Annotated in this window: 9 protein-coding genes; all 9 read right to left on the bottom strand. The window is 68.6% G+C overall.

What is annotated here, in order from left to right; all coding sequences use genetic code 11:
* A partial coding sequence (locus tag ACLV74_RS23265) for a filamentous hemagglutinin N-terminal domain-containing protein (RefSeq protein ID WP_411881802.1) occupies positions 1-5,204 on the bottom strand: 5,204 nt, incomplete at its 3' end.
* 200 nt (positions 5,205-5,404) lie between these two features.
* On the bottom strand, positions 5,405-6,400 hold the full coding sequence (locus ACLV74_RS23260) for a FecR family protein (protein ID WP_411881801.1): 996 nt from the start codon (positions 6,398-6,400) through the stop codon (positions 5,405-5,407).
* Between the two features lie 86 nt (positions 6,401-6,486).
* Positions 6,487-7,002, bottom strand: a complete 516-nt coding sequence (locus ACLV74_RS23255; protein ID WP_411881800.1) for an RNA polymerase sigma factor — start codon at positions 7,000-7,002, stop codon at positions 6,487-6,489.
* A complete protein-coding gene (locus ACLV74_RS23250) occupies positions 6,995-7,693 on the bottom strand; it encodes a secretin and TonB N-terminal domain-containing protein (RefSeq protein WP_411881799.1) in 699 nt (232 codons plus the stop codon). Before ACLV74_RS23250 ends, ACLV74_RS23255 begins: the two co-directional genes overlap by 8 nt.
* A gap of 160 nt (positions 7,694-7,853) precedes the next feature.
* Positions 7,854-7,994: a hypothetical protein gene (locus ACLV74_RS23245; RefSeq protein ID WP_411881798.1), complete on the bottom strand. Its 141-nt coding sequence runs from the start codon at positions 7,992-7,994 to the stop codon at positions 7,854-7,856.
* 11 nt (positions 7,995-8,005) lie between these two features.
* Positions 8,006-9,373, bottom strand: a complete 1,368-nt coding sequence (locus tag ACLV74_RS23240) for a trypsin-like peptidase domain-containing protein (protein ID WP_411881797.1) — start codon at positions 9,371-9,373, stop codon at positions 8,006-8,008.
* Entirely contained in the window at positions 9,370-9,903 is a 534-nt protein-coding gene (locus ACLV74_RS23235; protein ID WP_411881796.1) for a YbaB/EbfC family DNA-binding protein, read from the bottom strand. The genes ACLV74_RS23240 and ACLV74_RS23235 overlap by 4 nt, the downstream gene beginning before the upstream one ends.
* 88 nt (positions 9,904-9,991) lie before the next feature.
* Positions 9,992-10,774 carry a serine protease gene (locus tag ACLV74_RS23230; protein WP_411881795.1) on the bottom strand — a complete coding sequence of 261 codons (783 nt, stop codon included), beginning with the start codon at positions 10,772-10,774 and terminating at the stop codon, positions 9,992-9,994.
* 83 nt (positions 10,775-10,857) lie between these two features.
* The gene (locus ACLV74_RS23225; RefSeq protein WP_411881794.1) at positions 10,858-22,245 is read right to left on the bottom strand and encodes a filamentous haemagglutinin family protein; all 11,388 of its coding nucleotides are present in this window, start codon (positions 22,243-22,245) and stop codon (positions 10,858-10,860) included.
* Between the last annotated feature and the right edge of the window lie 133 nt (positions 22,246-22,378).

Raw genomic sequence — 22,378 nt, 5'->3', positions numbered from 1 at the left:
GCGAGGTCGACATTGGGCGACTTCATGGTGATGCGTTTCTCGGGCGGGGAGGTCAGGGAGCCGCTCGAGGGATTGGCGGCGTCGTTTGCCTTGGTGGGGTCTTTCCAGTGCTCGTTGTTCGACAGCGTGCCGTAGGGCAGCATCAGGCCTGCACCGGAGACCGAGGTGATGCTGCCTGCGCCCAGGGTCAGGCGGTTGCCGGCTACCAGCTCTATCTGCCCGAAGGGCGCGCGCAGCACGCCGTTCTGCTCGATCACCGGCGCTTCCAGGCGCAAGGTGCCGCCGGCGGAAAAAGGCAGCACGGAAGAATTTCCGGAACGTTGTACGGCGATGGATTCACCGGACAGGATTTTTGCGCTCATCGCGGTGGTGGGGTAAACCAGGCCGGCGGTGATGGCCAGTGCACCGTCCACATCCAGGGTTGCCGTGGCGGCATCCGCAGCGATGGCGGGATCAACCGCGGCATTGTTCCCGCTGAAGCGGAGCTCCGATGCATTCAAGGCTGTTTTAGCGAAGCTGCGAATACTCGCGGGCCCGAAGGTGGATCCCGGTCCGTTGACGCCGCCCACGACATCAATCACGTCCGCGTTCAAGGTCAAACTTCCCGTGCGATTGGCCGTGGCAGCCGGCGCAATGGCGGAAGACGTCTGTTTGAGCGCAATATAGGCCGCCGCCAGGCTCGCCTGTCCGGATTCCCCGACGGCATGGCGCAGCGTGCCGTCGACCGTGATGCTGCGGTTCGCGGAAAGTTGTACATCACCGAGTTCAATCGAACCACCCTGGGAGGCCAAAGCGAGATTGGCAAAACCACCCTGGGAGAAAGATTTGGGGCGCGCCACCAGCACTGAACTTGCCGGGGTCAAGGCGCGCAAATCGATAAAGAGCTGGTCCCTGAACAGATCCACGACTTCGTCGCTCATGCCAAGCGCGGCATAGTCGATGCCGGGTCCACCCTGTCCTCCGCCTGAAGACGCCTTGTCAGAGACAACAAGCGAAGCCCTGGACGCCGAACCCAGATGGTCGAATACGGTCTGGGTGATGACCATGGGGGCTATATCGCCGGGGTTGTACCCCAGCAAAAGCGCAAAGTCGACACCGATGACGCTCGCCGGTGTGCAGAACGACGAATCTATCTGGCAAAACAACTTGAGCAGCTCGTCAGCCAGGTTGGCGCCCGCGCCGGCGGCCACATGCTGAATAGACAGCGAACCGCCTTGCGCGCCCTGCCCTCCTGGTTGACCCACCAGGGTGGCGGCAATCTGCCCTTCCCCGCGAATGTTGACCGCGCCGCCATCACTGGCCAGCCCAATCTTCTTGTAGCCGACTTGTCCGAATCCGGTACCCGCCTGCGCCTGTTCAATCTCCCCGCTCGCGCCCGACACGTCAATCAGCGAACCGGCCGCCAGCTGCACCTCCGCGGCACGGATATCGACGACACCGCCCGATAACACCTTGCCTTGCAGGTGCCCGGTTTTGTCCAGGTAAATCGCCGGGAGGCCGCGCGCCAGCAACTGCGCACCCGGCTCCAGCCTGACGGTCTTGCCGCTCAGGTCAATCCGTCCCGCGGGCGCTTCCAGGCGGCCCAGCACCGTCAGCGCACCGGCGCCACCCGCGGCCAGGGCCAGCTTGCCGCCGGTGTCGGTCACGATGGATGCACCCGCTCCGACGCGGATGTCGCCGGCTTCCGTGCCCAAAGTCAGTCCGCCCGGCTTGCGCTTGAGCCGCTCCTGCGGGCTCAGCACGGCAATCGGCGCCACATCGGCCAGGCGCGTGCCGGTCGCCACGTCGCGGTAGGCAAAAGAATTCAAATCGACACCGACGGCCTGCTGCGTCACCGCCACGCCGTCGGGTACCACGATGCGGCCGTTGCCGCGCACCGCGACCGACACGGTCCCGAAACCGCGGTCGCCAAACAGATTGGCGGGCAAGACCACGGTGGCGGGATCGTTGCTGGCACCGCCCACTTGCACGGATGACGGCGTTTCAAGGATCAGGCTGCCGGCCGACCCCGCTGCATACGCACGCAGGTTCAAGGAAGCCAGGCCCGTGTCCGGCGTGAAACCGGTCAAGCGGATGGAGCCGGCATCGCCCACACGCAAGGCAGGCAAGCCTTTCTTGCCGATATCGACACGGCCGCCGCCGGAGACGTCAAACACGGCGTTTTTATCCGCCATGATTTTGCTGGCATTGAGGGTGATGGCGCCGCCATTCATGGCCCAAGGCCCGGAGGACCTGCCGTCACGCCAGCTATTGATCCATTGGCCGGAGACATCCAGGCCGCCCCGCGCGCCAAACTCCAGCTGTCCGAAGAACGAATCCAGGGAGATGGCACCGCCCGCTGAACGGATCATGCCGTTGATGCGGATGGCGCCGGTCGAGTTTTCGCCACCGGAAACAGCAAGCGAGCTGCCTGGCGAAAATTCGACATTGGCGCCGGCGGCCACTTCAAAGTCGCCTTTGCTGACGTAGAAGGTGGTCTGGCCCATGCCCGAATTGCTGAGCATGTCGTCGGACAGCAAAGTCAATTTCTTCGACCTTGGATTGGCGGGATCCAGGGGAACGTAGAAGTCCGCGCCCAGGGCGGAGCCGGCGTTGAATGCAGCCCCCAGGCGTTTGGGGTCATGGCTGACGATGAGGGTGCCGGGCGACCAGGGTTTGTCTTCCACCCTGCCGCCACCCAATACCAGCTGGCCTCCCGTCTTGCCGACCGGCTTGTTTTGCTGGCGGTCACCCGTGATGACGCCGCCCCACATATCGCCTTCGAGCACCATGGCGTCACCGGCAAATACCTGGACCGCGCCGGCCTTGCGGCCTTCGGTGTAGCCGGCTTCCTTGAAGTCGCCGCCTATCAGCGCGCTGCGCCAGGTGGTGTTCACGCCCCAGCGCGCATGGTTTTGTGTAAACCGGCCGGCAAGGCCCGCGTATTCGATGTCGGGCATGGCCTTGTTCATCGTGTAGATGCCGCCGTTCGCACCCGCGAGCTTGGTGGCGGTATTCATGCCGTCCGAATAACGCACCGAGCCGCCGGAGATATCGATCATCGATCCGGCGCGCGTGACGACGGAGCCGCCGGCGCGCAGCATGATGCTGCCCGCATCGGCCGACAGCTCATTGAGGTCGGTCTTGCCCACGCCTATCCAGCCGCTCACGTCGGCCAGCGGCGTGCCCACCCATTCGCCCGGCATGTAGACCATCTGGCCGTTGGCATCTTTCTTCTGGACCCACTTCACGGCCGCCATCGGCCCGTCCGCGAACACGCCGCCCTCGCGGCGGTCGACGACCACTTTCTGGCCGCGCAGCCAGGAGTTCAGCAGCAATGGCGAATCGCGCAGCTCGTTGATGCGCAACTCCGCCTCGACGAAGTTGCGCGACATCGGCACCAGCATGTCGCGCAGGCCCGCCACGCTGAGGAAAGCGTCACTGTCGAGGTAGATCCGGCTGCCGTCTCCCAGGCTTCCCGGCAGGGCCCTGAGCATCGGGTTGGCCGCCGTTTCGATGTTGATCTTGCCCGCGGGCGCCAGCACGCCGGCTTTCGACTGGATGTCGATCAGCTTGCCGTACATGCCGATCCAGCCCGGCTGGTAACGGGTGCCCAGCGCGGACGCTTCGATCTCGCTGGTGTCGGCGGCGTCCGGCATGATCTGCGTCACGCTTGCGCTGCCCAGCGTCAAGGTACCTGCCGACCAGTTATAAAAATCATCCAGGTCGCTGCCATAGGCGCGTGTGGCCAAACCCCATGCACGCAACTGGATGGAACCATTGCGGTTGTTCAATGCGGTGGTGGACATCAACACGCCGTTCTGGCGAACGTCCTGTGCCTGCAGGGTGATGTTGCCCCGGTCGGATTGCACGATGCCGTTGTTGACCACTTCGTAGCCCACCGCCTTTGCGCGCGCGGCCATTTCCGGAAACACAACATCGCGCACGCCAACGCCGTATTGAAAGCCTATCTGCGACAAGCCAAGCGCGCCGTTCACAAGGGAACCGTTCAACGCCCAACCCGGCACTGCCGACGCGGCAACATCCAGGCCACGCACCGGATTCGGATCCTGCGCCGACGGCGTTTTGAGGTAAATGTTTTCACCGGCCGCCAGGATGACCTGGCCGTCAGGTGCGGAAAGGCGCCCGGCATTGCTGACCTTGGGCGCAAACAGCATGATCTTGCCGCCGCTGCTCACACCCAGCTGCGCGCCCGCCGCGACCGTGACGGCGCCGGGCGGCAAACCGGGATCGAAGCGGTCTACCTCACCGAGGCGATCCGGCACAACGCCATTGCCCGGAACATAGCCGCCGACCGTGCTGTAAGGCATGGGCGCCTGGGCGGTAAATTCCCCGAATTGGGGGATGGGGAACTCGGCGCTCTGGCTCGTCATGATCTGCGCGTTGTTGATGCCCAGATTGAACTGCTGATCCGTCAGGCGCAGGGAGCTGGCGACCAGGCTGCGTGTGTTGACCTGGCTGCTGCCGGTGAAGATGATGCCGTTGCGGTTGATCAGGTAAACCGATCCGTCGGCCTTGATCTGCCCGGCGATCTGGCTGGGCTTGCCGCTCGGGTCGTTGATGCGGTTCAGCGCGATCCAGGCGTTGGTGCCGTCGGCCTTGTTGCCGCCCTTCTGGTTGAAGTTGACGGTCGTGTTCCGCCCGACGTTGAAGCTCTCCCAGTTCAGGATGGCTTTCTCGGCCGTCTGGTCTATGGTGACCTGTGTCCTGCCGCCGCCGGCGGCCTGTGTCGGTTTGCTGGCATTGATCCAGCCGGCAGTGAGGCTGTTGGTGTCCACCACCAGCCCGCCCGGGGTCAGGCCGTCCGGAACATCGGAGGCGCCATTCAGCGCCGCCAGCTGGGCGGCCGCCTGCGCGGCCTGCTGCGCGGCGATGCCGCGAGCGGCCAGGTTCAGGTTGTCGAAGGAGCGCAGCATCTGCGCGTTGGCCCTTTGCTGCTGGCTTTGCGGGTTGGTGAGCCAGGAGGCAGGGGTGCCGTTGGGCAAGAGGCCTGTGGTGGCCGCCGTACTTTGCGCCGCGCCCATGTTGGCGTACCACGCGTTGCTGAAGGCGCGTTGCGCATGGACGTCGCCCGCACCACCCGCAATCAGGAGCACCGCGATGGCTGAGGCCAGGGGCGCGAGCCTGGGTGCGAAGAGGGTGGAATTGCCGGGCAAGCTGCCCTGCCTGGAAGGCGCCTTGTGATCCCGAATTTGCGTAGCCATGGTGACCTCGATTTCTGTCGTACAGATTGCGGGCCGCCCGCGCAACGTGACGTGCATGGCCCTGTGTTCCACAAGCGCAGGCGACCCGTTCGCCAGCACCCTTGCAACCTAGACCGTTGGCAGGAAGGGGATCGGCAAAGATTTTTTTGACAGTTCCGTGACAGCTGCCGGGCAGGCGCCGGCCGCGGGATTCAGGCGCTTCAGGCCTGGCTCAGCAGCACCACACCGCCGGGCAGCAAGCGCATCTCCAGCCCCATTGAACGCTGCATCTGCGCGATGGCTTTGTCCAGTGCGTTGATCTGGAAGCGCCCCGTCACGGCCTTGGCCGAAAGCTCGCGGCCCAGCAGCACGACGCGGCCCGGGCGGTAGCGGTTGATTTCCTCCACGACCTCGCCCAGAGGGGTGTCGCTGAAGCGCAGGAAGCCCTGGCGCCAGGCCGACACCTGCCCGGCGTCGACACTGGCCACGCGGCCCATGGACACATCGCCATAGGTGAGTTGCTCCTGGCCGTTCAGCACCGCGCTTCCCGTCGCATGGCTGACGCGCACACGGCCCCGCAGGCAGGTCACGCAGACACCGGCCGCCACGCGCCGGACTTCAAAGCTCGCATCCTCCGCGACGCTGCGCCCGGCGCCGGCCTTGACCGAAAACGGCCGGCCCGCGCGCCGCGTGTCGATGGCGGCCTCGCCGCCGATCAAATCGATGCCGGGCGCGCCGTCCGCCGCGCTCCAGACGGCGACGCTGGTGCGCGTGTTAAGCTGCAGGCTCACGTCGCCGGACAGCGCCACGTTGCGCTGCTCGCCGGTGCCGGTGCGGAAATCCGCGCGCAACTCGTCCGCCGACGGCCAAAGCCCCAGCGGGGGCGCCACCAGCGCCGCGACCGACGCCGCCGCGGTGGCGCCAAAGGCCCCGGCCAGGAACGCGCGCCGCTGCCACGGACGCGGCGGCGCGGCGGCCGGCGCGGGCCGCATGGCGGGGCTGCGCGCCAGCGACAGCTCGCCGGCGTCCCGAAGCTGGTCCCAGCGCCGGCGCGCGGCGCCCAGCACGGCGGCGTGGCGCGGGTCGGCCTTGCACCAGCGCTCCAGCGCCGCGCCGTCGGCGCGTGTCATGTCGCCCGACGCGATGCGGCGCATCCAGGCGTGCGCCTGGCGCTCGACCGGATCGAGCGTTCGCTCCTGGATGGGTGGCAGGTTCATGGTTGAAAGCATGGCAGGGTGGGGAGCATTTTTTCGGCTCCTCTTGTCAAGACGGTTGGGGCGATGGAATCAGGCATTTTTTCTGCTCAATCATCCCGGGGCATGTGCGCCATGCAGTACTCGTGCGCGCGCTGCAGCTCCAGCCCGACCAGACGCGCGGACACGCCGAAGCGCGCCGCCGCCTGCTGGTTGGACAACTCCTCCACCCGCACCGCCAGGAAAATAGCCCGCCGCCGCGGCGGCATGGCGTCGATGAGCCGGGACAGGATTTCGATGTCGTCCTTTGCCGAGGCGATCTGGGCCGGTCCCGGCGCCGGGTCGACGATTTCCGACATCAACATATCCAGCTCATCGCTGTTCATGTAGCGTTTGTCGCGCTGCAGCTTGTCCAGCGCCAGGTTGGTGGCCATGCGCATCAGGTAAGCCAGCGGATGCTTGACCGGGCCGGCCCCCTCGTTGCGGTCTTCCAGGTGCACCCAGGTGTCGTGCAGCGCGTCGCTGGCGAGTTCGACCGAGCCCAGGCGCCACGCCAGGCGGCGCTTGAGGTCCTCATAGCGCTGGGCCAGCAGATGGCGCAGCGTGGACAGGCCGGACTCACTCATGGGTATCCGTGAGTGGAAGAGTCGCGCAGGGCGCAGGCGCCGTGCGGGAGCCGGGACGCACCAGCAACACGAAGGGCCGCGCGGGATCGGCCGGCGCCTGCCCGATATCGACGCGGCGCACGGCGTCCAGGATGGCGGCATCGCGCGCGCGGTTGCCGGTGGTGTCCAGCAGGCTGGCCTGCCTGACCTGCCCGGCCGCGCCGACCTGCACGCGCAGCGCCATGCGGTAGCTGCCGAAAGCCGCGCCGTCTGTTTTGCACAGCGCCTGGAAAATCCTCGACTGCACCAGCGATTCGTAAGTGTTCGCCGTCATCCGCGCCGATGCGCCGGGTGTGGAGCGGTCCGCACCCTCGGGCGTTGCGGGGCCGGGCACCAGGACAAATGCCTCGGCGGCGGCCGTCTGCACGGCGAGCCCCGTGCCGTCGAGCAGGCGGCGCAGCGCTTCCTCGGGCGTGAACACGCCATGCACCGCGCCAGAGGTCTTTCCCTCGACCAGTTCGGACGGGAAAAACACCGACAGGTTGGCGCGGGCGTCATACAGTTCCAGCGCTTTGTTCAGCGGCTGCGCGGGCAAGTCAAAAAGCATTCCGGCCCTGTCCGCCGGCTGGGGATGCGCCGCCTGGCACATCAAGCCCAGCGTCAGCGCCACTGCGCACCCCGCGAGTGCGCGCGCACGGGTGGATGCAACCATGCTTGCCATAAGGAATCGGACAACCTGTGGAGGAAAGAGCGGGACAAGGGCGCGATGACGGGCCGGCGAACGCCTGGGCCTGAAGCGAACCACGATCCTAGGCAGGCGGGATGACATCGGCGTGACACCCGGCACCGCGCGGGCCGCCATGGATGGCCGCTCACGGCGTTCGCCCCGGCGAAAGTTTTTCCAGTATCAAATACACAATCGCGCAGGCCACGTAGAGCGCCAGGGCGAACGCCGCCAACACCTTCTGCCATAGCGGCAGGCCCGAAAAACTCTCGCGAAGTATTTCTCCCATGGCTTCCCGCTTCAATCTTCAAGCTCACGCGAAGAGGAGCGTGCCATCTCGATGGGGATGAATATCCGTGTCGAGCCGCGCTGCACCAGCAAAGCTACCGCGCCGTTGGCGGAGCGGGCTTCTTCGGCCAGGGCCTCCGGGCTGGCGACGCTCTGGCCGTTCAGCGCCAGGATGATGTCGCCGGCCTGCACGCCGGCCCGCGCCGCCGCCGCGTTGGCACGCTGCACCAGGAGGCCGCCTTCGATGCGCAGCACTTGGCGCTCCTGCGGCAGCAGCGGCCGCACGATGAGGCCAAACGGCGGGCCGCCGGCGGGCGCGGGCGGCAAGGCGGCTTGCCGCGCCTCCAGGCGTTCCACCACCACCGACAGGGTCGCCGGCGCGCGGTCGCGCCAGACGGCAAGGCGCGCCGTTTCTCCGGGCGCGATGTCGGCGATCAGGCCCAGGGCGTCGGCCGACTGGATCACGTCGATACCCTGCACCTGCAGGATCACGTCGCCCGGCCGGAGCCCGCCGCGCTCGGCCGCGCCACCGGGCTGCACATAGCTGACCAGCGCGCCGGTCGGCCTGGGCAGGCGGAAAGAATCGGCCAGCGCCTGGTTGACTTCCTGCACCAGCATGCCGATGCGCCCGCGCGTCACCGTGCCGTGGGCCTGCAGTTGCGCCTTGATGCGCATGGCCACGTTGATGGGAATCGCGAACGACAGGCCCTGGTAGCCGCCGCTGCGGCTGTAGATGCGCGAATTGATGCCTATCACTTCCCCGCGCAGGTTGAACAGCGGCCCGCCCGAGTTGCCGGGATTGATGGGCACGTCGGTCTGCAGGAAGGGCATGTAGTTCGCCCCCGGCAACACGCGGCCCTTGGCGCTGACGATGCCGGCGGTGGCCGAATTGGTGAAGCCGTAGGGCGACCCTATCGCCAGCACCCAATCGCCCACCGCCGTGGCGGCCGGCTCGCCGATCTTCACGGCCGGCAATCCCGCGGCGTCGATTTTCACCAGCGCAATGTCGGCCAGCGGATCGAGCCCGACCAGCCGGGCCTTGAACTCGCGCCTGTCGATCAGCCTCACGCGGATCTCCGAGCCCTGCGCCACCACGTGCGCGTTGGTCAGGATGTAGCCGTCGTCGCTGACGATAAAGCCCGAGCCCAGGGTGCTCTCGTCCACCCTGTCCGGGCCGGGCGCCATGCGCCCGTCCGAACGGATCGCGGCAGGCTCGTGGGCCACGCCGATGTTGACCACGGACGGCCCGTTGATGCGCGCCAGATCGGAAAAATTGGAAGCGTTCCATGATTGCACCGGCGCGCAGGCCGCCGCGCACGCGGCAAGCGCGCCGGCTACGACCAAGCGGGCCAGGGTCTGAACAAAGGCGGCGGCGCTCACGTGGGTGAAGCAAAACTCATCGCGAGCTCCAGCACCATGGGCTGGCGCATATCGCGCGGCGGCGGTTCGGACAGCGGCTGCGCCGTCAGCAGGCCGCGCAGGTCGGCATCCGCCTGCGCCTGGCCCAGCGACGCGAACTCCAGCTTGCTGACCTGGCCGTTGGGTGCAATCCACAAGCGGACCACCAAAGGCTGTGCCGGCACGGCTTGCCCTTCTTTGAGCAGGCGCTCCTGCATCCACGCATGCAGGCGCACCACCGGTTCGCTGGCCGCGTCGCCCAGGCGGTCCTGCAACTGGTTGCCGACGAGTTGCGCATAGCTGATCCAGTGCTGGGGCACCGGTTGCGCGGGCGCCTGCGCCTGGGCGGCCATGGGCGCCGCGGAGACGCTCAGGCCGATGCCGACCCATCCAAGCGTTCGCTGCAGGCCGCGCCAGAGGCGGGCCAGGGCACCCGGGCGGGTTGGCAGGGAATTGGAAGCGCGTGAAGCACGGGACGGGCGTGAAGTGGCGATGCGTTTGGGAGTGGTCATGATGAGCAGTGCTTGTGTGTGCAGGTATAGCGGAGGTATGTGACGAATGTGCGTGGATGCCGCTTGCGAAGGCTCGATAGGGGGGCCCTCAGCCGCAGATCACGCCCACGGCGAGCGTGGAGGCGCGGGCGGCGGGCGACTGCAGCGGCCCGATCTGCGGCGCGTCGCTTTCGGAAAAGCCGATGCCGTTTTCCCGCAGGAACTGTTTGACCTGCGCCGCGGAAATGGCGTGAACCTGGGTAGCGCCCGTGGGCGCGCCGGCGGCCGTGGCGGCGCGGCTGAGCACGCGGCCGGACGCGCCCGGGCTTGCGGCCACGCGTTCGACCACCACGCCCAGCAGCAAGCCGCTGTTGCCCACCACGGCGCTGCCGCTGGCGCCGGGCTGCGCACCCGAAATCAGTTGCAGCCCGTTTTCTTCGTCCCCGCCGCTGGCGGGAATCGTCATCGCATTGCTCAACAGCGTGGCGCGGTTGGGCAGGCGCTGCAGCACGCCGTAGGCCTCGGTAAAAACGCCGATGCTGGCATGGGGCACCGGCGCCGTCTGCGCGAAAGTCGCACTCAGATAAGGCTTGAGAGCGGTGCCGAGCACGGCCAGGTCCAGCGACGGGCTCAAGGCTGCCACACTGGCCTGAACCACACGGCTGTCCTTGACGACATACACCGAACGGCAACCCGCCACCACGTGCCGGGCCGTGAGCACGTCGCCCTTGTCGTTCAGGAAAAAACCGCTGGCGTGCACGTCCAGCCCCGGCGGCGGGATCGCCCGAACCTGCGCATGGGCGCAGGCGCCCGCAGCCAAAGCGGCCGCCGGCACCGCCAGCAATGCCATAAGGCGGGCTGGAGGGCGCAGGGATGGAAAGGAAATTTTCATGGATCTTTTCTAGACGGATTCGGCAAGCCCGAACTGCCGTTTGTCACAAAAATTTCACAATCCATCCCCTGCGCGCCCCGGGGCTATTGCGGCAGCCGGCGGCGCTCCGCTTCGGTCAGGCGGGCGCGCTGGGCGGCGTCCAGCGGCCCCTGGCCCAGCACCTGGAAGGCGCTGGCGGGGTCGTAACGCACGGGTTGCTGCTGATAACCCACCGGTTGCGCGCCTTCCCTGCGCGGCGCGGCGGCCCCGCCTTCCATCGGCTCGTTGCCGAAGCCGATCACCCGCACCGTGAAGGTCGAGGGCAGCGCCTGGCGGGCCGCCGCGCGTTCGCGCTGCATCACGTCCTGGGCGGCCATCGCCGCCTCCGAGGCCGCGGCGCTGGCATTGGTCAGCGCGCCTATGTTCACCGCCGCGATCACCGGTATGCCCTTGCTCTCGCCCTTGACCTGGATGTTGTCCGCGTTGAGCACCTGCAGGGCGAAGATGTTGAGGTTGCCCGCGACCCGGATACCGGCGTCACCGGCATTGATGATGCCGCGCGGCGCGATCAGGTCGACGTCGCCGTCGCCCACGGTGCCTATGCCGCTGCCGCTCATGTCGGCCTTCTCGCGGATCATGGTGTTGCCGTCCATGTCGGTGATGACCTCGGCGGCCGAGGGCACACGCACCGTCTTGGAGCCCTTGCCCGCGTCGATGTCGCCTTCGCTGGCCCAGATGATCTGGTCGCTGCCGCGGCCGGTGGCCTGCGGCACGAAGGACAGGATGCGCGAGCGGTTGACGGTCACGTCGTTCTTCACGAACACGCCGATGTGCCCGGAGTTGAGCGTCACCAGGCCGTAACCGTCCGGCACGGTCGCACCGAGTGCCGCGACCTGCAGGCTGCCGCCCGGCGTCAGCACGTTGATGTCCCCGCCCGACAAGGTGCGAATCTTGAGCTTGTTGGCCGCCACGTTGCCCTTCCACGCGTCACCGGGGAACAGCGCGGCGATGGCGTCGTAGCCGCGGTTGACGCCGGCGTTCAGCGGTTTGCCGTCGGCGCCGCTCTCGTTCTGGTTGCGGCCCGCGTCGCGCAGTTCCAGGAAATACACCTGGCGGATGAACTGCTGCCGCGCCAGGGCCGGCAAGGCCTGGAAGCGTGCCCAGGCTTCCAGGGGGGCCAGGGTCTGGCCGGTGATGTCCTTCATATAGGACACCAGCCCGCGGCGCACGGTTTTTTGCTGCCCGCCGCGCGAGACGGTGAGGTCGCTCAGGTAGATGGGCAGCAGGCTGCCGTCGGCGGCCCGCGCCTTCAGGTACTCCGGCATGGCGGCCACGTTCGCCGGGTCCAGGTAGGCGGCCGCGAAGGCGTCATACGCGGCGGGGCGGTTCATGCCCGACATGACGGTGATCGCGGCGCCCTGCTCCGGCAGGCCCTTGACTTGCGTCAGCGGCACCGGGCGGTTGGCCCCGTCGTAGCGCTGGTTGCCCACGGACTCCAGCGTCAGGTCGTCGGCATACACGTCGCGGCCGGCCGACACCACCAGCGCCCCGGCGCCCTGCACGGAGATCGTTCCGCTGCCAAGGGCATTGCTGTAGGGGCGGCGTACGTTCACCACGGCCAGGATGTCGTTGCCTGCCTCCAGCAGGGTGGTGTCGCTGGCGTGGACGTTGCGCGCGCTCATGCGGATGCCGCGGATGTCGGTGCCGGCGCGCAGCCAGGTCTGCTCGTTCGCCGTGATGTCGGCGCCCAGGATGGAGCCCTTGGCCGCATAAATGCGGCTGGGCTCATAGTCGTTGGCCAGCGCCAGCACGTCGGGGTTGCCGGCCTTGTCGTAGAAGTCCGCGCGGGTGGATCCGGTGTACGTGCCGATCTCGTTGCGCAGCAGCGCCGCCATCTCGACGCGGTACAGGCCGCCCAGCGGAGAGACGGCGCTCGGCATGGTGATCGGCGTGGCCCGCGCCATGATGACTTCGGCGTAGGGCTCGTTCAGGTAGGTGCTGTTGAACTCATAACCACCGACCTCCATCAGGGCATTGAAGTTCCGGTTGTTGAAGCGAACGTTCTGCTGGGCCAGCAGGCGCACGTCGTTGGTGCTGCCCGGCATGACGTACATCGGCCCCTGGATTTCCAGTGAGCCGTTCATCGCGGCGGCGTGGATCAGCGCCGGGTAGCGGTTGCCGCCCAGTCCCATCTGCCCGTCGAACGTGGTGCTGGCGCTGCTCAGGGCCAGGTCGCGGAAGACGTAGGTGCCCTGGTTGACCAGCGTGATGTTGCCGCCGGCCGACGCCAGGTTCAGCGCGCTGCGGTCGGTGTAGCCGCTCATGTAGGCGCCGTAGTCCAGCGAGGGCGGGAAGCCGCCGGGGATGCGGGTGTCCGGGCCGTCGCCGTAGCGCACCAGCAGCGGGTCGACCACCGTCTGCAGCCGCAGGTCGCCGGCGGTGCGCAGGCTGAGCGTCGCGTCGCCCAGCGCCAGCACCGGCGCGATGGAGAACACCTGCGTGCGCCGGCTGTCCTTCCTGATGGTCACGTCGAAGCCGGTGGTGGTTTCGCCGGCCCGGATTTCGCCGGTGCCGCGCGCCACGTAGTACTGGCCGCCCCGGATGGCGCCGCCCGCGTCCACCGTCAGCGCGCCGCCATTGCGGGTTTCCATGGCCACGGCCTCGCCGGCGGTGCGCCCGCCGCGCATGCGCATATTGGTGGTCAGCGCGACCACCAGGTTGCCGAGGTCGCCCCCGGCATTCACCTTGACGTTGCCGCCCCCGAAAGCGCCCACGCCCTGCTGGAACTGGCCGTAGTTGACCCACCAGCTGCTCTGCTCGGCCGGCGCCATGATGTTGACCAGTTGCCCGTTGACCCAGGTCTGCGTCAGCAGCCGGTCGCCGAAGACAAGATCGCCGTTGAGGTTGCCCTGGCGGTTGAGCCATTCGGTGAAACGTTGCCCCGAAGGCTGCGCGGTGATGCTGCCCTGCGCATCGATGTTCAGGTTGCCGCCCTGCACGCCGTAGGTGGCGTCGGCCCTGGCCGTCGTGAAGTCGCCCCAGGCCGCCATGTCCTTGCGGCCCGCGGTGTAGATCACCGATTCCTTGTGCGCCAGCGTCAGGTCGCGGCCGGCCCGCACGTCGAGGTCGCCGGTGCCGGTGCGCAGCAGGTAGCCGGCGCCGTTGTCCACCGCCGGATCGGTGCTGGTGTTCGCCGTGCCCACCACGATGTTGCCCTGGCCCGCGCCCTGCGCCGCCAGCGGTTTGAGCGCCAGCACGTTGGCCGAGGCCAGGTCGCCGCCGGCGACCAGGCGCAGGTTCCACGACGGGCCTTGCTGCAGCACGCCGGTGCGGCCGGCAGCGTCGAAGCCGTCGCTCAGGTGGCCGCCCACGATGAGGTTGCCGCCCGCGCGCAGCGTCAGCGTGCCTTCCCGCGCGCCGGCGAAGTCGCTGAACAGGTTCCAGTCGCTGCCCAGCGTGAGGTCGCCCGCGCTGCGGATCTCGATGCCGGGCATCACGGCCAGCGACGTGCCCAGGCGCGCCTTGACCGCCGCGCTGTTCGCCGTGAGGATGGCCGCATCCGCGATGGCCTGTGCCTTGACCGCGTCCACCGTGGCGCTGTTGTAGACGCTCACGCCTTCCAGCACGGCGGAGCGCGCCCCGGTGATGCCGGCCTGCATGGCGCTGACGGCCAGGTCCCTCTGGTCGGCCGTGCGCAGTGCGCGCAGGCGCACCACGCCGGCATCGCCGCCGCTCACGTCGATCTGCCCGCCGCGGATGTCGAGTTGCCCGCCGCTGGCTTCCAGCGTGACACGGCCGCTGCCGAGTTCACCCGTGGCGCCGGCCAGCAGTTGCGCGCCCTGCTGCAGGGCCACGCCGTTGCCGCCGGTCACGCGGATCACGCCGCCGTAGAGCGAGCGCGCATCGATGCTGCCGGTGATGTTGACGCTGCCCTGGTCGGCCGTCAGGCCGAAGTTTTCCACCGTGGTGGCGCCGTTTATCACCACGTTGCCCTGGCGGATGCGGAATTCGCGCGACCGGTTGAAGCCGGCCTCGTTCAGGCGCTGGCTGAAGCCCGCGAAATCGGGCAGCGCCGCGATGTCCAGCGAGAAGGAGCCGGCATGGCCGCCCGCGCCGGCCTGTGCCGTGATGCGGCCGTCCAGCACCACGGTGCCGCCGCCCGACGCCGCCAGGCCCAGCATGCCGGCGCTGCCGCCGGCCTTGTCGCCCGCCACGTTCAGGCTGCTGCCGGAGGCCAGGCGTACGTCGCCGCCTATGGCCGACAGGTTGATGCGGCCGGCGTCGGCGTATTCGGCCACGTCGAAGAACTGTTTGGCGAAACCGCCGACGTCGATCTGCGCGCCGTCGCTTACGGTGAGGCTGCCGTTGGTGGCGCTCAGGTCCACGGTGCCGCCCAGCGCGACCACGCGGGTGCCGAGCAGCACACTGGAGCCGCTCAGGCTCAGGCGCGAACCCAGGCTGTCCTGCAGGTTGGCTGTGGAGGCGGAAGCGGCGGCGCCCTCGCCGCCCAGCGCCTGCAGCGCACCGGTGGTGGTGATGCTTTGCGCCGCGCCGCCGCGGCCGGTCAGCAGCGGCGTGCGCAGGGTCAGCGCGCTGGCGCCCGCGTCAATGCCGCCATTGCCTTCGCCCACCATCTGGCTGCGGCCGGCCAGCGTCACCGCGCCGAAACCGGAGAAGGTTTTCTGGCCGGCGCCCAGCACCAGCGTGTCGGCGTCCAGCGTGAAGCCGCCGCTGCCGGTGCCCTGGCCAACCGCGCTGCCCAAGGTATTGGCCAGGGTCACGGAGGTCCCGCGCAAGATGATGTCCCCCGCGCCCTTGCCGGCAAACGCCGCGCCGTCCAGCGTCAGCGCGTTCAGACCCGCCGCGCCCAGGTCCATGGAGCGGTAGAAGTCAAAGCTGGAATAGCTGCGCAAGGTCAGTCGCATCGACTGGGCCAACTGTGCCAGCGCGGCGTCGTCCAGCACCAGGCCGTCAATGCCGCCGCCGAAACCGACGCGGCCTGAGGCCACCGACAGGTCAATGCCGGCGATGCGGGCCGAAGCGGCCAGCTCGGTGCTGCGGGTCGCGTCGATCAGCAGCGCGGCGCCGCCGTCGATGACCGCGCCGGCGCCTATGCGCACCAGCCCGCCGGTGGCCGGGTCGGTGGCCTGGCGGATCACCTTGACGGCATCGCCGTTGGCCACCCGCACCAGCGCGCCCCAGTCTTTGGCGGGCGTCACCAGCACGTCGTCGCCGGTGGAGGGCGTGCCTTTGTCGTCGTAGACCGCCGCGGCCTGCGGCGTGATGACCAGGTCACCGGCCCCGCTGGTCGCGCTGCCCGCGGCGCGCAGCACGCTGCCGGCCTCGAGGTTGACCTGGCCGGAAGCGGCCAGGATGATTTCCGGGCCGCTCAGTTCGGAGTCCGCGCCGTTGCGCAGCACGATGTCGCTGGCCGTGACGTTCACGCGCAGGCCCAGCGGGTCGCCGGTGCGCTTTCCGCCGACCAGCAAACTGCCGGCGCCGAAATTCGACAGGCTGGTCGCGTCGATGACCAGGTAGCCGTTGGCCGCCAGGCTGCCGGCGTCCTGGCCGGCGCCGACGATGGCGATCTTCGTGCCGGCGATGTCGACCAGGCCGCCGCGCCCACCCGTGTCAGGCGCCGAACGCAGTGTGCCGTCCAGCGTGAGGCGCCGGGTCGCGTCGAACACCACCGAGCCGCCGTCGCGCGGCAAACGCGGCGTGACGACGTCGCTGCCGGTCAGCCGGTACTGGGTCAGCTTGAAGGCCTCCGACGAGAAAAAATCGTTGGCAAAGGCTTCGTTGTATTCGGTGTAGCGGCGCAGCGTGCTGCCGGACATCACGCGCCAGACCGAAGCCACCGCATCCTGGCTGTTGCCATAGACATTGCCGCTCTTGCCCTGCATCACCTGGGTGCCGTCGGCCATGACCGCGCCGCCGCCGCCGGGACCGGGCCAGGCCTTGCCGGTGGACTGCACCGCAAAGGCGCCGGGCAGCATCGCGTAGCGCGCCGGCAGCAAGGTGTACCAGCCTGCGGCCAGGCCCGAGCCGCCGGCCAGCCAGACACGCGCGCCGGAAGGCAGGCCGCTCGCCGGTGCCGCGCTGGCGTAGCCGGGCAGCACCGCGAACATGCCGGGCGTCGCCAGCACGTCGTGAGAGCCGCCCGGGCCGGGCACAAACTCCCAGGCATACAGGTCACCGCCGCCGGCGATGTCGACCACCGCGCCCTTGGCCAGGTCGACGGCCGGCGCGGTCAGCGTCACGCGCTTTTCGGGCGGCGCGTTCAGGGCGCTGTCGGAAGCGGCCTGCGGGTTGATACCCAGCGTCGGGTCTTGCCAGAGCTCGTTGTTGGTCAGCGTGCCGTAGGGCACGACCACGCCGGCGCCTGATACCGATGTGATGCTGCCCCGGCCCAGGCTGAGGCGATCGGTGGCGGTCAAGGCGATGCTGCCGAAGGGCGCGCGCAGCACGCCGTTCTGCGCGATGACGGGCGCCTCCAGGCGCAAGGTGCCGCCGGCCGACAGCGGCATCGCGCCGGGCTCGCCCAGCCGCTCCACGGTAATGGACTGGCCGGCGCGGATGATGGCCGTATTGGCCGTGCCGGGATAGACCTGGCCGGCGCGCAGGATGAGCCGGCCGTCCACGTCGAGGCCGAGTTGCAGTTGCTCTTTCGAGGTGATCTGCTCGACAGGCCCGCCGCCCAGGCGGATTTCACCGGCCTGCAGCGTGGTGCTGCCGTAGCCGCTGATGCGGGCGCGCACGCCCAGGCCGCCGGGCTCGCGCTGCACGTCAAGCATGTCGGCCGCCAGGGTCAGCTCGCCGCCCAGGGCCGCAGGGTCGCTCCAGGCGGCCTCGCTTGTCTGGCCGGCATTGAGCTGGATGCGGTCCGCCGAGAAGCGGGCGCTGCCGCCTTTGAGGCCGTTGCCCAGCGTGCCGCCAAAAATCAGCGTGCCGTCGACGTGCACGTTCACGCCGTTGGCCACGTTGATGGCGGGGAGCGTGACGGTGCCGAAGCCGCCCGTGCCCAAGGAGCCGGCCGCGATGCGGGCCGAGGGCACGAGCTGGATGTCCGGAATGACGATCTTCACCGTCGCAGCCGCATCCGTGTAGAAATAGCGGTTCAGCAACTCGACCACCTGGCGCGAGATCGCGGTGTTGGCCTCCCAGGGCTTGCGCGTATCCGCTACAACCGGCCCGCTCACGTCGTTCGCCAATTCGACCCCGGTGCCCATGGTCTTTTTCAGCGCCACGATGGCCGCGCGCATGGCGGAGGTGATCTTGACGGGGGCCGTGCCGTACTCGTCGAACACGTCGAGGTCGCCGCTGCTGATGTTCACTGCGGTGATCACACCCGCCCGATTGCGGTAATACAGGCTGGTGCGCGTCGAGACGGTAGGCAGCGTGGTGAGCGGGTCCGACGTCAGGGTACCGCCTATCAGGAGGTTCAGCGAGCCGCCGGAAGCGGCGGGCCCGCCCGCGCGGCCCGCCATGCGGGCGGCGACCACGCCCCCGCCGGAGATGGTGATGCTGCCGCCGTTGCTGTCGCGCGCCACGGCCTTCGCTTTCGCCCCGCCGAAGCGCGGGTATGTCAGCTCGTCGATCTCGCCCGTCGCGCCCGACACGTCGATCAGCGCGCCCGCGGGCAGGGCGAGAACCGTGGGCTCGCTGTTGTTGCTCAGCGTGACCTTGCCCCCGGCCAGCACCTGGCCGGCCTTGTGCCCGAGCGAATCGGTGTAGAGCACGGGAACGCCGCGCGCCAGCACCTGCGCCTCGGGCGCCAGCGTGACCGATTTGCCGAACAGGTCGATGCGGCCGGCGGGTGCTTCCACGGTGCCCCCCAGCGTGACGGCTCCCGCGACGGCCGACAGCGCCAGCGTGCCGCCGACGTCGGTCCGCACCCTACTGCCGGCGCCCAGGGTGATGGAATTCGAATAACTCGTGAGGCGGATCGCCGCGGGTGCCCGGGCCACGCGGTAGCGCAAGTCAAGCTGGCCAACAGGCGCCAGCAAGGCCAGGTCGGCGCCGGAGGCGACGTCGCGGTAGGCGAAGTTGTTCAGGTCTATGGACGCGATGGAAGGCGACACGTTCACCCCGTCCGGCACGGTGATGTTGCCGCCGGTCTGCACCGTCACGTCGCCGAAACCGCGTTCGCCATACAGCGTGGCGGGCAGCACCAGCACGCCAGGCGCGGCGGTGGTGCCGCCCAGTTGTACGGCCACGCCGGCGTTGAGTATCAGCCGGCCGGCCGAGCCGGGCGCATGGCCGCGTATGTCGAAGGTCGACAGGTCGGTCGCCGCCGTCAGCCCGCTCAGCGTGAGCAGGCCGCCGTTGCCCGCGCGCAGCGAAGGCAATCCTTTCTTGCTGGTATCGACGCGCCCGCCGCCGGAGACGTCCAGCACCGCCGACGGGTCGACCAGGAACTTCGCCACACCGGCGCTGATGCTGCCGCCGTCTATGGCCCAGCGCTGCGGCGCCATGCCGTCGCGCCAGGCATTGATCCACTGGCCGCTGACGTCCAGGCGGCCGTTGGCGCCCATGGTCAGCGAGCCGTCGATGGCGTCCAGCGTGATGCTGCCGCCGGGCGCGCGTAGCGTGCCGTCTATGCGTATCGGGTTGGCCGACCTGTCGCCGCCGCCCACCCGCAGCAAGGCGCCGGGCGAGAGGTCGACGACCGCGCCGTCTTCGACCGTGAAGCCGTAGTCGCCCGAAATGTTGAAGATCACACGGCCCAGGCCGGAGCGGCTGAGCACGTCGTCCGAGAGGTAGGTGATCTTGCCCAGCGCCTGGTTGCTCGAAGCCGGGTCGGGTTGCGCGTCGTAGTCGCTGCCCAGGGCCGAGCCCGCGCCGAAGCCGGCGCCCAGCTGGTGCGGGTTATGGCTGATGATGACGCGGTTCGGCGACCAGGGCCTGTCCTCGACACTGCCGCCGCCCAGCTGCAGTTCGCCGCCCAGGTTCTGCAGCGGTTTCTTTTGCTGGCGATCGCCCACCACCACGCCGCCGGCATAGTCGCCTTCCAGCACGATGGCGCTGCCGGCGAAGATCTGCACCGCGCCGGCCTTGCGGCCTTCCGTGTAGCCCGCCTCCAGCATGTCGCGGCCGATGACCGAGCTGGCCCAGGTTTCTGAAACGCCCCAGCGCGCGTGGCCCTGCGTGTAGCGGCCGGCGATGCCGGTGTAGGCGCCGTCGGACAGGGCCTTGTCCATGGTGTACACGCGGCCGTCCGCGCCCCACAGCTTGGTCGCGGTGTTCATGCCGTCGAGGTAGCGCACCGAGCCGCCCGAGACGTCCAGCAGCGAGCCGGCCCGCGTGATGACGGCGCCGCTGGAGCGCATCATGATCTTGCCGGCGTCGGTCGACAGCTCGTTCAGGTCGGTCATGCCCACACCGACCCAGCCCGTCACGTCGCCCAGCGGCGTGCCGGCCCAGGCGCCGGGCACGTAGTTGCCGGCCGCGTCCTTGACCCACTGCACGGCGGACATCGGGCCGTCCGTAAAGATGCCGTTGGCGCGGCGGTCCACGATGACCTTCTTGCCGCGCAGCCACGAGTCGAGCAGCAGCGGCGAATCGCGCAGCTCGTTGATGCGAAGCTCGGCTTCGATGAAGTTGCGCGACATCGGCACGGCTGCGCCCTGCAGGCCGGCCACGCTGAGGTAAGCGTCGCTGTCGATGTAGATCTGGCTGCCGTCACGCAGGCTGTCCGAACCGAAAGAGCCGTACTGGATGGGCAGCGGGTTGGCAAAGGCCGCCATGTCGATGCTGCCCGAGGGCACGAGCACGCCGGCGCGGGACTGCACATCGATGAGTTTGCCGTAGAGTTTGATGGAACCCGGCTGGTAGCGCGTGGCCAGCGAGGTGGTTTCGATCAGGCTGGTGTCGCCGGCGTCGGGCAGGATGCGCGTCACGCTGTCATTGCCCAGGGTCAGCGTGCCGGCCAGCCAGCTCAGCAGCACGTTGCTGGTGTCTTCGTTGACGTAGATATGCGTGCCGGCACCCCAGGCGCGCAGCAGGATAGAGCCGTTGCGGTTGTTCAGCGCGGTGGTCGCCAGCGCGACGCCGTTCTGGTGCACGTTCAGCGCCTGCAGCGTGATGTTGCCGCGCTCGGCCTGCACGATGCCGCTGTTGGTCACGTCGTAGCCGACGGCGGCCGCGCGCGCGGCCATCTCGGGCAGCACGACCTGGGCCAGCCCTTCGGCGAAGCCCGGGTTGTAGGGGTCGGTGCCCGTGACCAGCGCGGCCCTGACAAGGTTCCACGGAAGCGCCCAGCCGGGCACGGCCGATGCCGCGACATCCAGGCCGCGAACGGCGCCCGGAATGCTGGAGCCGTAGTTCGTCGTGTTGGGGGCCGTGTTCAGGTAGATGTTTTCACCGGCCGCGAGGATGACCTGGCCGTCCGGCGCCGACAGGAAACCCGCGTTGCGCACCTTGGGCGCGAACAGCATCAGCTTGCCGCCCGAAGTGACCGCCAGTTGCGCGCCGGCCTGCACCTGCACCGCGCCGGGCGCCGGGCCGGGCACAAAGCGGTCCACGCCGCCCAGTTGGTCCGGCACCGTGCCGTTGCCCGAAACAAAACCGCCATAGATGCTGGGCGCCGCCGCCGCGAAGTCGCCGAACTGCGGGATGGCGAAATCGTTGGCCTGGCCGGATGCGTCCTTGATGACCTGGGCGTTGTTGATGCCCAGCTTGAATTGCGTGTCCGACAGCGCCAGCGACGAGGCCACCAGCGAGCGCGTGTTGACCTGGCTGCTGCCGTTGAAGATGATGCCGTTGCGGTTGACGATGTAGACCGCGCCGTCCGCCTTGATCTGCCCCGCGATCTGGCTGGGAATGCCCCTGGGGTCGTTGACCCGGTTCAGCGCGATCCAGCTGTTGCTGCCGTCGGCCTTGTTGCCGCCCTTCTGGTTGAAGTTGACGGTGGTGTTCTTGCCGACGTTGAAGCTCTCCCAGTTCAGGATGGCTTTTTCGTCGGTCTGGTCTATGGTGACCTGCGTCCCGCCGCCTGCGGCGGCTTGTGTCGGCTTGCTGGCATTGATCCAGCCGGCGGTCAGGCTGTTGGTGTCGACTTTCAGCCCGCCCTCGGCCAGTCCGTCGGGAATCGCGCTGTCGCCGTTCAAGGCGGCCAGGCGCGCCGCTTCCTGCGCGGCCTGCTGTGCCGCTATGGTGCGCGCCGCGAGGTTCAGGTTGTTGACGGAGCGCTGCAGCTGGGCGGTGTCGCGCAACTGCTGCAGCATCGGATTGGTCAGCAGGGAGACGGGCTGCCCGTTGGGCAGGCGGCCGGTGGCGATGGCCGCGTCCTGCACCGAACTCTTGCCGGCGAACCAGGCGCCGCTGAAAGCCTGTTGCGCCTGCACATGCGCCGGCGCCATCGCGGCGCCGCCCGCCGCCAGCATCACCGCCACGGCGTGGGCCAGCGGCTGCAGCCGGCCCCGGCGGGCATGCGCCTGCGCGGGCAGTTCGAAAGACAGGGCGTTCACGAGGTCGGAAGATGAGGGTCGCATGCGGGCGCTTTCAAGCGGTTGGTGGACGTCAGCAGCCACCTGTGGTGGCCGCCCATGCTTCTAGACGGATACCGGCGGCCAAAGCTGTACACCCTTTACCGCTTCCACCTTCTTTTTTTCTCGCGCGCACACT

Source organism: Polaromonas sp. YR568 (assembly GCF_943369415.1).
Lineage (GTDB): Bacteria > Pseudomonadota > Gammaproteobacteria > Burkholderiales > Burkholderiaceae_C > Polaromonas.
The sequence above is the reverse complement of the archived record's forward strand: the minus strand, read 5'-3'. Positions and strand labels throughout refer to the sequence as shown.

Excerpts from the sequence above, each read along its gene's own strand:
- ACLV74_RS23260 (WP_411881801.1), bottom strand. The coding sequence starts at position 6,400 with ATGAACCTGCCACCCATCCAGGAGCGAACGCTCGATCCGGTCGAGCGC.
- ACLV74_RS23255 (WP_411881800.1), bottom strand. The coding sequence starts at position 7,002 with ATGAGTGAGTCCGGCCTGTCCACGCTGCGCCATCTGCTGGCCCAGCGC.
- ACLV74_RS23250 (WP_411881799.1), bottom strand. The coding sequence starts at position 7,693 with ATGGTTGCATCCACCCGTGCGCGCGCACTCGCGGGGTGCGCAGTGGCG.
- ACLV74_RS23245 (WP_411881798.1), bottom strand. The coding sequence starts at position 7,994 with ATGGGAGAAATACTTCGCGAGAGTTTTTCGGGCCTGCCGCTATGGCAG.
- ACLV74_RS23235 (WP_411881796.1), bottom strand. The coding sequence starts at position 9,903 with ATGACCACTCCCAAACGCATCGCCACTTCACGCCCGTCCCGTGCTTCA.
- ACLV74_RS23230 (WP_411881795.1), bottom strand. The coding sequence starts at position 10,774 with ATGAAAATTTCCTTTCCATCCCTGCGCCCTCCAGCCCGCCTTATGGCA.
- ACLV74_RS23225 (WP_411881794.1), bottom strand. The coding sequence starts at position 22,245 with ATGCGACCCTCATCTTCCGACCTCGTGAACGCCCTGTCTTTCGAACTG.